13 protein-coding genes are annotated in these 12,072 nt (G+C 70.2%); 5 read left to right on the forward strand and 8 right to left on the reverse strand.

Going from position 1 to position 12,072, the window contains the following annotated elements; genetic code table 11:
• Positions 1-60 precede the first annotated feature (60 nt).
• Both AQJ67_RS12910 and AQJ67_RS12915 read right to left on the reverse strand, forming a co-directional pair.
• Positions 61-879, reverse strand: a complete 819-nt coding sequence (locus AQJ67_RS12910; protein WP_062718724.1) for a heme ABC transporter ATP-binding protein — start codon at positions 877-879, stop codon at positions 61-63.
• A 604-nt stretch (positions 880-1,483) separates the two neighbouring features.
• The gene (locus tag AQJ67_RS12915; protein WP_425264155.1) at positions 1,484-2,479 is read right to left on the reverse strand and encodes a FecCD family ABC transporter permease; all 996 of its coding nucleotides are present in this window, start codon (positions 2,477-2,479) and stop codon (positions 1,484-1,486) included.
• A 158-nt stretch (positions 2,480-2,637) separates the two neighbouring features.
• Between AQJ67_RS12915 and AQJ67_RS12920 the strand changes: the two genes are divergently transcribed.
• Positions 2,638-3,282: a PhzF family phenazine biosynthesis protein gene (locus AQJ67_RS12920; protein WP_062718729.1), complete on the forward strand. Its 645-nt coding sequence runs from the start codon at positions 2,638-2,640 to the stop codon at positions 3,280-3,282.
• A 16-nt stretch (positions 3,283-3,298) separates the two neighbouring features.
• Here AQJ67_RS12920 and AQJ67_RS12925 read toward each other — a convergent pair whose 3' ends face one another.
• Both AQJ67_RS12925 and map read right to left on the reverse strand, forming a co-directional pair.
• Complete coding sequence (locus AQJ67_RS12925) at positions 3,299-3,946, reverse strand: biliverdin-producing heme oxygenase (protein ID WP_062719333.1); 648 nt, start codon at positions 3,944-3,946, stop codon at positions 3,299-3,301.
• Between the two features lie 122 nt (positions 3,947-4,068).
• Positions 4,069-4,926 (reverse strand): type I methionyl aminopeptidase, encoded by an 858-nt coding sequence (map, locus tag AQJ67_RS12930; RefSeq protein WP_062718731.1) that lies wholly within the window; start codon positions 4,924-4,926, stop codon positions 4,069-4,071.
• 58 nt (positions 4,927-4,984) lie between these two features.
• On the opposite strand from map, the gene AQJ67_RS12935 reads away from it, so the two are divergent.
• Positions 4,985-5,215 carry a hypothetical protein gene (locus AQJ67_RS12935; protein ID WP_062718733.1) on the forward strand — a complete coding sequence of 77 codons (231 nt, stop codon included), beginning with the start codon at positions 4,985-4,987 and terminating at the stop codon, positions 5,213-5,215.
• Here the strand turns inward: AQJ67_RS12935 and AQJ67_RS12940 are convergent, their stop codons facing one another.
• Both AQJ67_RS12940 and AQJ67_RS12945 read right to left on the reverse strand, forming a co-directional pair.
• Entirely contained in the window at positions 5,216-6,598 is a 1,383-nt protein-coding gene (locus tag AQJ67_RS12940) for an MFS transporter (RefSeq protein ID WP_244190448.1), read from the reverse strand.
• Positions 6,599-6,784: 186 nt separating this feature from the next.
• Positions 6,785-7,387, reverse strand: a complete 603-nt coding sequence (locus AQJ67_RS12945; RefSeq protein ID WP_062718735.1) for a hypothetical protein — start codon at positions 7,385-7,387, stop codon at positions 6,785-6,787.
• Positions 7,388-7,494: 107 nt separating this feature from the next.
• On the opposite strand from AQJ67_RS12945, the gene AQJ67_RS12950 reads away from it, so the two are divergent.
• The 3 genes from AQJ67_RS12950 to AQJ67_RS12960 all read left to right on the forward strand — a co-directional run bounded on the left by AQJ67_RS12950 (position 7,495) and on the right by AQJ67_RS12960 (position 9,607).
• Positions 7,495-8,568, forward strand: a complete 1,074-nt coding sequence (locus tag AQJ67_RS12950; RefSeq protein WP_062718737.1) for a sialidase family protein — start codon at positions 7,495-7,497, stop codon at positions 8,566-8,568.
• A gap of 52 nt (positions 8,569-8,620) precedes the next feature.
• Entirely contained in the window at positions 8,621-9,346 is a 726-nt protein-coding gene (npdG, locus tag AQJ67_RS12955; protein ID WP_062718739.1) for an NADPH-dependent F420 reductase, read from the forward strand.
• Between the two features lie 75 nt (positions 9,347-9,421).
• On the forward strand, positions 9,422-9,607 hold the full coding sequence (locus AQJ67_RS12960; protein WP_062718741.1) for a hypothetical protein: 186 nt from the start codon (positions 9,422-9,424) through the stop codon (positions 9,605-9,607).
• 6 nt (positions 9,608-9,613) lie between these two features.
• On the opposite strand, the gene AQJ67_RS12965 is transcribed toward AQJ67_RS12960, so the two are convergent.
• Positions 9,614-10,411, reverse strand: coding sequence for a site-2 protease family protein (locus tag AQJ67_RS12965; RefSeq protein ID WP_062718743.1), 798 nt, complete (start codon positions 10,409-10,411; stop codon positions 9,614-9,616).
• Positions 10,412-10,554: 143 nt separating this feature from the next.
• On the reverse strand, positions 10,555-11,955 hold the full coding sequence (locus AQJ67_RS12970) for a recombinase family protein (RefSeq protein ID WP_079055936.1): 1,401 nt from the start codon (positions 11,953-11,955) through the stop codon (positions 10,555-10,557).
• Positions 11,956-12,072: the final 117 nt, after the last annotated feature.

Below are 12,072 nucleotides of genomic sequence, written 5' to 3' on the forward strand. Positions count from 1 at the left end.
AACGCACCTAAGGATTACCTAAGTGGCCAAAAACAACCCCATAGAGGAGTCAAAGGAAGGTCAAAGGTTGCGTCGCGGGGTCACCAGGAGGGCTCCTGTTCGGGGATGCGAAAGCACGTCGACGGGCTGGTCGTAGACCTCCGACAGCAACCGCTCGGAGAACACCTCGGCCGGCGGACCGTCCGCCGCGATCCGCCCGGCGCGCAGGATCGCGACCCGGTGCGCGTACGCCGCCGCGAGCCCCAGATCGTGCAGCACGACCACCACCGCGTCCCCGGCCCGCGCCCGCTCCCGGCACACCCGCAGCACCAGTTCCTGGTGCTTGAGGTCCAGCGCCGCCGTCGGTTCGTCGAGCAGCAACAACGGCGCCCGCTGGGCAAGCACCCGAGCGAGCGCGACCCTGGCCCGCTCACCACCGCTGAGCGCGGAGAACGGCCGGGCCGCGAACTCGGTCACCTCGGTGACGGCCATGGCCTCGGCAGCGGCCAGGTCGTCCTCGGCAGGCGAAACCGCGTGCGGCGCCCGCCCCATCCGTACGACCTCCTCCACCGTGAACGGGAAGGAAAGCACCGCCGACTGAGGCAGCACCGCCCGACGCAGCGCGAGTTCGGGCGCCGTCCACTCGGCCGCCGGCCGCCCATGTATCCGTACGACGCCCTCAACAGCCGAAAGATCGGCGGCCAGCGCCCCCAACAGGGTCGACTTCCCGGCCCCGTTGGGCCCCACCAGCGCCAACACCTCCCCGGCCCGGACCTCGACGGATGCCCCTCGCAACACTTCACGCCCCCCGAGCCGAACATGAAGCGACTCAGCGGCGGCGAGCACCTCACCGGCTTCAGCGGGCGCGGGGGGCGTGGGACGCGGCCGGAGCAGTCTCATCTGCGGGTTCCTTGAGGTCTGGTTGCGGACGATTCGGCACCGCCGAACAGGTCGTGGGGATTGAGCGCCGTTGCGGCGGAGAAGGGGAGGGCGGTGGTTGGACAGGGGCCGGTCAAGGTCGGTGAGTGGGGTGACTCATGGCAGGGGGCTGTGGCTTGGGCGTGAGGTAGGTGGCCGGTGTCGTTGCCGGGGGATGGTCGAGGCCCCTCGGGGCGGGGGACAGGGGCTGTGGCGTGGGCGCGGGTGCCAGGGATCGGTGTCGTCGCCGGGCCCGCCCACGTCCCCAGGGGCGCGGGGCCTCTGCGCCGGATCTGCGGCAGGGGGTCCCTGCGGCGCCGGGTTCGGCAGTGTCCCAGGGGTGCGGGGCTTCTGCGCCGGATCTGCGGCAGGCGGTCCCTGCGGCGCCGGGTTCGGCAGTGTCCCAGGGGTGCGGGGCTTCTGCGCCGGATCTGCGGCAGGGGGTCCCTGCGGCGCCGGGTTCGGCAGTGTCCCAGGGGCGCGGGGAACTGCGCGACCAGCCCCCACCCCACCCGCACCCGGCACACAACCCGCAGCCTCACCCACCGCCCCCGGCACACCCCCTCCCCCCTCACCCCCTCCCCCCTCACCCCCACCCCCCTTGCCGCCGCCGAGTCCGACGCAGCAGCCAGAAGAAGAACGGGCTGCCCAGCAGAGCCGTAAGCACCCCCAACGGCAACTCCGCAGGCGCCGCCAACGTCCGCGCAGCGAGATCCGCCGCGAGCAACACCACCGCCCCACCCAACGCACTGCCCGGAACGAGAAACCGATGCCCCGGCCCCGCCGCCATCCGCAGCAGATGCGGCACGACGAGCCCGATGAAGCCGATCACCCCGGAAACGCTCACCGCGGCCGCCGTGAGCAGCGCGACCACGAGAATCAACGCGACCCGCATGCGCTCCACGTCCACCCCCAGATGCCGCGCGGGCCGGTCACCGAGGGCGAGCAGGTCCAGGCGGCGCGCGTACAGCGGCGCCACCACCAGCCCCACCACCGCGCACGGCAGCACCGCCGTCACCTTCGGCCACGTCGACTGCGCGAGCGACCCGAGCTGCCAGAAGGTGATCTGGTTCACCGCGGCCGTGTCCGCGAGGAAGATGAACAGGCCGATCAACGCCCCGGCGAAGGCGTTGACCGCGATACCCATGAGGATCAGCGTCACGACCTCCGTACGGCCACCCGACCGGGACATCGCGTACACCAGCAGCACCGTCCCGAGCCCGGCGACGAAGGCCATCGCGGGCAGGGTCCAGTTCCCGAGGAAGGTCAGCCCGAGCGAGATGGACGCCACCGCCCCGACCGCAGCGCCCAACGAGACGCCGATGGTGCTGGGCTCGGCGAGCGGGTTGCCGAACACGCCCTGCATGAGCGCCCCCGCGCACCCCAGCGACGCCCCGATGAGCAGCGCGAGCACGATCCGCGGGAACCGCACGTTCCACAGCACCGACTCGGCGACCCGGTCCAACTCACCGCCCCCGAGCCCGACTTTGTGCTGCGCGGAGGCGAGGACGTCCCCGACCGGCACCGGATAGGCGCCGATCCCCGCGGCGACCGGCACGAGGACGAGCAGGGCGACACCCATGCCGACGGTCAGCAGCCAGGCGGCGGTGTGCCGTCCGCGGGGCGGCACGTCGACCACGGCCTCGGACGCGGCCTTCTCCAGCACGGTCATGCCGCGTTCCCCTTCTCGTCCTGCATCCTTCGCCACTTCACTTTCCTCAAGGGTGTTTCAATGCCCCCGTGACTGACTACGACGTCCTCCGCGTCTTTTGCGGACCGACCGGCGGCTACGGCAACGAACTGGGTGTCGTCCGCGAGGGCTCCGTGATCCCCGAGCGGAGCGACCGGCAGGCGTTCGCCGCGAAACTCGGGTTCAGCGAGACCGTGTTCGTGGACGACCCCGAGCGCGGAGTCGTCGACATCTACACACCGACCCTGCGCCTGCCCTTCGCCGGGCACCCGTGCGTCGGGACGGCGTGGCTGCTCGACGTGCCCGAGCTGGTCACCCCGGCCGGCGTGGTGGGGGCGCGGCAGGACGGGGAGTTCTGCTGGATCGAGGCGCGGGCGGAGTGGGCGCCCCCGAGGACGCTCCGCCGGTACGCCACGGCCGCCGAGGTCGACGATCTGGCCGTACCGGCGCCGGGGGAGTGGATCTACGCCTGGGCCTGGGAGGACGAGGCGGCCGGGCGGGTGCGGGCCCGGGGCTTCCCCGGCCGGGGCGACGGCATCGAGGAGGACGAGGCCACGGGAGCGGCGGCGCTGCTCCTGACCGACCAGCTGGGCCGCGCCCTGAACATCACCCAGGGCGCGGGCTCCCAGATCCTCACGGCACCGCAGCCGGGAGGCTGGGTGGAGGTCGGCGGCCGGGTGTTCCTGGAGCGCTAGCCCCAGCCACAGCCGCTCACGCCGACAGCGGGAACTCCTCGCCCAGCGCCCGGAACACCGCCGTGTTCAGGGCGAACGCCTTCTTGCACTCCGCCACGATCCGCTGCTTCTCCAGGTCGTCCGCACGGACTCCGTCCAGCAGCTCGCGGTAGCCCCGCTTGAACGCGGCCGGGTTGGGGATCTCCTCGAAGACGTAGAAGCGGACCCCGTCGCCCTTGCGTGCGAAGCCCCAGGTCTTCTCCGCCTTGTCCCGGATGATCTGGCCGCCGGAGAGGTCGCCGAGGTAGCGGGTGTAGTGGTGCGCGATGTAGCCGGCCGGCCAGTCCTCGGCGCACTCGCGCACCCGGTCCGCGTAGACCCGCGTGGCGGGCAGCGCGGACAGCCCCGTCCGCCACTCCGGACCCCGCAGATGCGCCAGGTCCCGCTCCAGCGACGCCAGCCGGAGCAGCTCGGGCCGGATGAAGGGGCCGGCCACCGGGTCCGAGGCCAGCCGCTCGGCGCCGGTCTCCAGTGCCTCGTACACGAACCACAGTTGCTCCGTGTACCGCGCGTACGCGTCCACGCCCAGCCGGCCGCCGAGCAGGTCGCTCATGAACGTCGAGGTCTCCGCCTCCATGTGCTGCTCGTGGGACGCGGTGCGGATGACTGTCGCGAAGGAGTCCATGGCACCCATTTTCTGAGGTTAGGCTTACCTAAGTCAATAGGTTTGCCGACGCCGTGTCGGTAAAAGCGTACAAAGAAAACCCGCCCTCCGCAGGGGGCGGGTTCTTCCGGTGTTCGCGCGGGTCAGGGGAGGGTGAGGATCTCCGCCCCCATCTCCGTCACCACCAGCGTGTGCTCGAACTGCGCGGTGCGCTTGCGGTCCTTGGTGACGACCGTCCAGCCGTCGTCCCACATGTCGTACTCGTGCGTCCCCAGCGTCAGCATCGGCTCGATCGTGAAGGTCATCCCGGGCTGGATCACCGTCGTCGCGTGCGGGCTGTCGTAGTGCGGGATGATCAGGCCGGAGTGGAACGACGAGTTGATGCCGTGCCCGGTGAAGTCACGGACCACGCCGTAGCCGAAGCGCTTGGCGTACGACTCGATGACCCGGCCGATGATGTTGATCTGGCGGCCCGGCTTGACCGCCTTGATCGCGCGGTTCAGGGACTCCCGGGTGCGCTCGACCAGCAGCCGGCTCTCCTCGTCCACGTCACCGACCAGGTATGTGGCGTTGTTGTCGCCGTGCACCCCGCCGATGTACGCCGTCACGTCGAGGTTGACGATGTCGCCGTCACGCAGAATCGTGGAGTCCGGGATGCCGTGGCAGATGACCTCGTTGACGCTGGTGCACAACGACTTGGGGAAGCCGCGGTAGCCGAGAGTGGACGGGTAGGCGCCGTGGTCGCACATGTAGTCGTGCGCCACCCGGTCCAGCTCGTCCGTCGTGACACCGGGCGCGATCAGCTTCGCCGCCTCGGCCATCGCCCGCGCGGCGATACGGCCGGCGACGCGCATCGCCTCGACGGTCTCCGGGGTCTGCACCTCCGGGCCTTTGTACGGCGTCGGCGCGGGCTTGCCGACGTACTCGGGGCGGCGGATGTTTCCGGGCACGGAACGGGTGGGGGACAGCTCCCCTGGGACGAGCAGCGACTGGCCAGACATGCCAGCGAGTCTAACCAGCGGGCATGGGGGAACATGTCGGTGGCGAGAGGAGCCGGACATGGCCTTGTTCAAGAAGCGCACGGTCGGCAAGCCGGGCGAGTGGTACTACTGCCTCGTCCACAAGAAGGTCGAGGAGGGGCCGGAGTGCCCGGCCAAGGACCGCTTCGGGCCGTACACCAGCCGGCAGGAGGCCCAGCAGGCGATGGACCTCGCACGGGAGCGCAACCTGGAGTGGGAGAACGACCCCCGCTGGCACGACGCCCAGGCCGGTCCGGCGGACGACGCCTGATCACCCCTCGGTCGGTGCCGGTGCCGGTGCCGGTGCCGGTGCCGTTGTCCGTGCCGTGGTCCGTGCCGTGGTCGCCGCTGCTGCCGCTGCGGCTGCCGCCGCCCGCTGCTCGCGCAGCCGTACCGCGTGCTCGTTCGTCCGCGCGTCGTACGTCATGAGCTTCGGCAGGCACAGCGCCAGCAGCCCCACCGCGCCCACGCACAGCAGCCCGCCCGACCAGACGGACGTCCGCACGCCACGCCAGGCCGCGACGCCGCCCACATAGGTCTGGCCGAGCTGCGGGCCCACCGAGTACGACAGCAGTTCGATCCCGGCGAGCCGACCGCGCAGCTCGTCCGGGATCGTCTGGTTCCACATCACCCCGCGGAAGATGCCGCTGACCATGTCGGCCGCGCCGCCGGCGGTCAGGAACAGCAGCACCAGCCATACGTTCCCCGAGACACCGGCCGCCGCGATGGCCACGCCCCACAGCGCGGCCGACACCACGACGGCCCGCCCGTGCCGGTGCACCCGCGAGGTCCAGCCGCTGGTCAGGCTCACCAGCATCGCGCCGGCCGGCACGGAGGCGTACATCAGGCCCAGTGCCCACGGGGCGTCCAACTCGTCCGCGAGGAAGGGCAGTACGGCCAGCGGCATCGCGAAGAGCATCGCCGCGATGTCGATGACGTACGTGCCGAGAAGCTCCTTGCGGCTCCAGGCGTAGCGGGCGCCCTCGGCGATGGCCTTGAGCGACGGCTTGGCGGCCTCGTGGGAGGCGGGGGAGGGGGCGAGGCCGACGACGAACAGGACGGACACGACGAAGGTCAGCAGATCCGCGCCGTACGCCCAGCCGAGCCCCGCGTACGCGACGACCACACCCGCCAGGGCCGGGCCCGCGACCCCGCCGACCTGCCAGCGCAGCGCGTTGAGCGAGGCGGCGGCCGGGAGGTGGTCGTGGGCGACGATCCGGGGCAACAGGGCGTCCAGGGCGGGGCGTTGGATCGAGACCAGCGCGGAGGACAGGGCGGCGACGACGTACAGCGGCCAGATCGCGGGGCTCGGCAGCAGCGCGTTGACCAGCAGTGCCGCGCTCAGCACCGCCTGCCCGGCCTCCGACCACACGATCAGCTTCCGCTTGTCCAGCGCGTCGGCGAGGGCACCCCCGTAGAGCCCGAACACGATCAACGGCACCAACTCCACCGCCCCGATCGCCCCGACCGCCGCCGCGGACCCCGTCAGCTCCTTGATCTGCACCGGCAGCGCGACAAAGGTCAGGAAGCTCCCGAACGAGGACACGAGCCCCGCCAGCCACAGCCGCCGAAAGTCGGCCGAGGCCCGCCAAGGGGTGAGGTCGGGGAGTAGGGCGCGGATGCGGGAGCCGGATGCGGGAGTGTCACTCTTCACGAGGGGTCATGGTCGGGGCGGGTTGGTAGCGGGGCAACCGGATTTCGCGTGGGCTTCAAGTGGCGTGAGGGCAACGCCGCTAAGGGGCGCGGGGCTGTATCGATTTGCGGCTCCGCCGCGCGGGCGCGACCAGCCCCACACAACCCGCACCCGCCGAGCGGCAGAAACCACCCCCCTCCCGGCGCATCACCACCGCGCCGGTGGCGGCGCCGTCAAAGACTCCGCCAGCCTGGACAGACGGTCCCGAAACCACCCCTGCCCCCGCCCGGAGGGCACCGCGTTCTCGCCGCTCGCCGCGCTCACCAGATGCTGCACGGTGTCCAGGTCCAGCTCCCCGCCCTCCGGCACGGCCAGTGCCTCGTGGGCCATGGCCGTCAGCTCGCCCTCGCCGGGGCCGAGCGCCAACACCGTCGCGCCGGCCCGTCGGACGTCGTACACCCGCTCCAGGAGCGGCGCCCCGGGCTCGTCCGGCGACACCACCAGCAGGGTCTCCCCGCGCCGCGCCGCCGCCAACCGGCCCAGGCCGACCGCCAGATGGGCCGGATCCGAGGCGCGCGCGGCATGCCGTACGAGGGTCGGGGCCAGCTCCGGCGTCCCCGACCACGCGGCCTCGTCCACCAGATGGGCCGCGAGATGCCACGGCTCGTACTCCGGCGTGCCGACCAGCAGCAGCCCACCCCCGTGCGCCACAGCGGACGCCCGCAGCGCCCCCGCGAACCGCCGCGTGGCCCCCAACCACTCGGTCCCGGCGAGTACTTCGCGCAACAACGCCACCCGCACCGCATCCATGCGACCGCATCCTGCCGTAGTCGGCCACTCGTGACCGCGAGTTCACCCCGAATTCGCCCGGCCTGGGGAAGCAGTGGGCCCCGGCGGCCAAGGCGAGGAGTCCGACGATGACCGAGACCACTGTTCCCTTCCGTGCGGGTCAGGAGGGGTACGCCTCCTTCCGTATCCCGGCCGTCGTGGTCAGCGGTGCGGGCACGGTGCTCGCCTTCTGCGAGGGCCGGGTCGAGTCCGCCGCCGACCACGGGCACATCGACATCGTGCTGAAGCGGTCCACGGACGGCGGCCGCACCTGGGGTCCGCTCAAAGTGGTCGCCGACAACAACTGGCACCTCGCCGGCAACCCCGCCCCCGTCGTCCTCGACACCGGCCGCATCCTGCTGGTCTACATCCGCAACCACGCCACCGCCACCGAGGCCGCCATCCTGCGCGGCGAGGTGAGCGACGCCGACGGGCGTCGGATCTGGGTGCGGTACAGCGACGACGACGGCGTCACCTGGTCGAGCTCGAAGGAGATCACCGCGCAGGTGAAGCGGCCGGACTGGCGCTGGTACGCCACCACCCCCGGCCACGCGATCCAGCTGAGCACCGGCCGGGTCGTCGTCCCCGCCAACCACACGGTCCCGCCCACCGGCGACGACATCGGCAACGAGGCCAGATACAACAGCGGGCACTGTCTCCTCAGCGACGACCGGGGCACCACCTGGCGCATCGGCTACGTCGACGAGAACACCGACGGCTACGTCAACGTCAACGAGACCACCGCCGCCGAACTCCCCGACGGCCGCGTCTACTTCAACACCCGCAACGACTCCCCGTCCCCCGGCAACCGCGCCGACGCCTACTCCACGGACGGCGGCGCGACCCTGGTCAAGCCCTTCCGCCCGCAGGCCGGCCTGTCCGCCCCCATCTGCGAGGGCAGCGTCCTGCAGCTCCGCGACCCCGACGTCCTCCTGTTCTCCGGCCCCGCCGACCCCGTCGCCCGCGCCCTGATGACCATCCGCGCCTCCACCGACGGCGGCCTCACCTGGCGGCCCGCGCACCCGGTGGACGGGCTGCCCGCCGCGTACTCGGACCTCGTACGGATCGACGACGCGACGGTCGGACTCCTCTACGAGACCGGCGACTTCGGCCCGTACGAGACCATCACCTTCCGGCGGGTGCCCGTGACGGACCTCACCTGAGCGCCGGAGACGGCAGGGGCAGCCGTCGAGTACGCCCACGTAAAGTCGGCCCATGACCTCTACCGACAGTGCACAGCAGGCCGCCGGGGCCCCCGCGAAGGCCCCGGCCAAGGACCCCTGGGACCTCCCCGACGTCTCCGGGCTGGTCGTCGGCGTACTCGGCGGGACCGGGCCGCAGGGCAAGGGCCTCGCCTACCGGCTCGCCAAGGCCGGACAGAAGGTGATCATCGGTTCGCGGGCGGCCGACCGCGCCCAGGCCGCCGCCGACGAGCTCGGCCACGGCGTCGAGGGCGCCGACAACGCCGAGTGCGCGCGGCGCAGCGACATCGTGATCGTCGCCGTGCCGTGGGAGGGCCACGGCAAGACGCTTCAGTCCCTGCGCGAGGAACTGGCCGGCAAGCTGGTCGTCGACTGCGTCAACCCGCTCGGCTTCGACAAGAAGGGCGCCTACGCGCTCAAGCCGGAGGAGGGCAGCGCCGCCGAGCAGGCCGCCGCCCTGCTGCCGGACTCCCGGGTGACGGCCGCCTTCCACCATCTGTCGGCGGTACTGCTCCAGGACCCGGAGGTCGACGAGATCGACACCGATGTGATGGTGCTCGGGGAGGTGCGGGCGGACGTGGAGATCGTCCAGGCCCTGGCCGGCCGCATCCCCGGCATGCGCGGCATCTTCTCGGGACGGCTGCGCAACGCCCACCAGGTGGAGTCGCTCGTGGCGAACCTGATCTCGGTGAACCGGCGCTACAAGGCACACGCGGGGCTGCGCGTCACGGACGTGTGAGGGCCCCGGACGAGACCTTCGGAAGATGGGGGACACTGGTCGCCGTAGCAGTGTCCCCCGAAGGAGCCGACCGAAATGCCCCGCCTCGCCATCTATGCCCTGATCGTCTGTCTTCTCTCCGTTGCCGCGGCGATCGTGTCCTTCGCGCAGGGCAGCTTTCTGGGGATCATCTGGGTGCTGCTGGCCGGGCTGTCGTCGAACATGACCTGGTACTACGTCAAGCGCGGCCGGGACGCCCGGAACGGCTCCGTCACTGGCTGACCGAGGTTACGCGCTCATCGAGCAGAGCTCGTTCGAGTCCCGCCAGAAGCGGAACAGGTCGTAGCCGCAGTACGTCTCGAAGTCGCTGATGCCCAGGCCGCGCAGCACCGCGTCGATCACGTCGAAGAACGTGCTGTTGATCGACGGCACCCACAGCAGTGCGAACACGAAAAGCAGACCGAACGGGGCGAACGGCTCCACCTGGCGCTTGATCTTGTACGACAGCCAGGGCTCGATCACGCCGTAGCCGTCCAGGCCCGGGACCGGCAGGAAGTTCAGGATCGCCGCCGTGACCTGGAGCAGCGCGAGGAAGGCGAGCGCGAACCGGAAGTCCGGGGGGACGCCGTCCAGCGCGTCCAGCCAGAACGGGGCCGTGCATACGACGGCGAACAGCACGTTGGTCAGCGGCCCGGCGGCCGAGATCAGACTGTGCCGCCAGCGCCCCCGGATCCGCCCGTGCTCGATGAAGACGGCCCCGCCGGGCAGGCCGATGCCGCCCATGATCACGAAGATGACCGGGAGCACGATGCTGAGCAGCGCGTGTGTATAGGCGAGAGGATTGAGGCTCAAGTAGCCCTTGGCTCCCACGGTGATGTCGCCCGAGTGCAGTGCGGTACGAGCGTGTGCGTACTCATGGAGACACAGAGAAACCACCCAGGCCGAGGTCACGAAGAGGAACACGGCTAGTCCCGGCGACGCAGCGAAGTCCGTCCACACCGCCCACCCGGTGACTGCCGTGACAGCGGTGATTCCTAGGAAGACAGGGCTGATCCGCTGTTCGCCGGTGCGAGAGGCGGTGGTCATGGCGGACTCCTGGTGCGTGGCGGTCGAGCCGAGGGAACCTCGACCGTGCCAGTTGATATGGGAACACAGACTCGTGTACCTGAGAGTTTCCCAGAGCAGAGGGGCGCGGGAGGGCGCAGGTCCCGGCAGCTGTAGGGGCTTGTCTACCTCAAGAACTTCGCAAGACGTTCCTGGAAGTCTTCGGGGATGTCGAGTACGTGACCGCCGCGTTCTCGCGGGTGGCATCGAACTGTGATGCCGGCATGGACCAGATCCTCACCGATGTCGGTGACCCCCATGCTCTGCCAACGCTCGGCGAAGGTGGTACCGACTGGTACGAACCGCCAGTGATCCCCTCCGACATCCTGTGACGGAAACGACTCATCCCTGGCTCGGGCCCGTTGGACATACACGCGGCGAGTGACGGGCTCGGCCCCGACTGCCTGGACCAGCATGTGCAGGACAGGGGTGACGATCTCCGCGCCGGTCTGGAACACATAGCCGGGGCACGCCGGGGAGCCGACTCGTGAAAGGCAGCGAACCTTCTCGGTCACCCGGTATGTCCCGTCCTTGCGCCGCTTCCTGGATGTGTGAAGCTGAAGATTCTTGCCGCACCCGCCGCATTTGATCACGTTGAGGAACGGGGTCTTGGGCGTTGCCGAGCGTTGGGCGACGGGGGGTGAGGAACGGGCCAGGGCGTCCTGAAGGCGATCGAAGACTTCCTGGTCCAGCACCGCTTCGGCTACGCGGATGGGACGGCCCTCCTGGTCGTGCACCAGGACTCGATTCTTGTACTTCTTGCCGGGGACGTCCTCGCTGCGTGTCTTCCAGCCCAGCAGGGTGGGGGAAGTGAGGATCCCCTTGAGCGTACGGGGATACCAGAGGAAGTCCTTTCCGGACTTGTTTCGGTGATACGTGTCCGCAGGTGCAGGCAGCCCGCGGTCTTCGAAGTCTCGGCAGATGGCGTTGACCGACTCACTGTCGATGACGCGCCGAGCAGCTTCCCGAACGATGGCGGCCGTCTTCGGGTTGATCTCCAGGTAGCGGGCACCGTCCTTCGCGTAGGTGCGATACCCGAAAGGGGGTGAACCGCCGCCCCATCGCGTGGACGTGAGCAAATGCGCACGCGACGATGCGACCCGCTCAGCCACAGCGTTGGCTTCCATCTGGGCGAATGTGGCGATCATGGTGGCTGTCTCCCTTCCCGTCGAACTCGTGAGATCGAACGGTTCGGTAGCGGAAACCAGCCCCTTGCCGCCGTGGCACTCGGCCCACTCGATCATCTCGTGCAGGTCGCCGACCCGGCGAACAAACCGATCGAGTCGCCAGAAGACGATGACGTCGAATTCAGGTGCACGGTCGTCGAGCCATCGGGACAGTTCTGGACGTTGCCGCGGCGGCACGGCGGTGGCCGAGACGGAAAGGTCCTCGGCAACGCCGACGACATCCCAGCCGCGCGACACACAGAAGGCGCGGCACCCATCGAGTTGCCGCTCAGGACTGGTCGTCGAGTCGGTTCGTACCGTCAGCCGGACAGCGATCAATGCCCTGACAGGTCGTGTCATGGCTTGAGGGTAGCGTGTTTGTATCTAAGAGGCTGAGAGTTACGTAAACTGCCCGTATGGATCTTTCCTGGACAGGAAGTGGTGCCGCCCGTCCTGCTTCACCGCGCCGCAGGGGAG

Source organism: Streptomyces caeruleatus (assembly GCF_001514235.1).
GTDB lineage: Bacteria > Actinomycetota > Actinomycetes > Streptomycetales > Streptomycetaceae > Streptomyces > Streptomyces caeruleatus.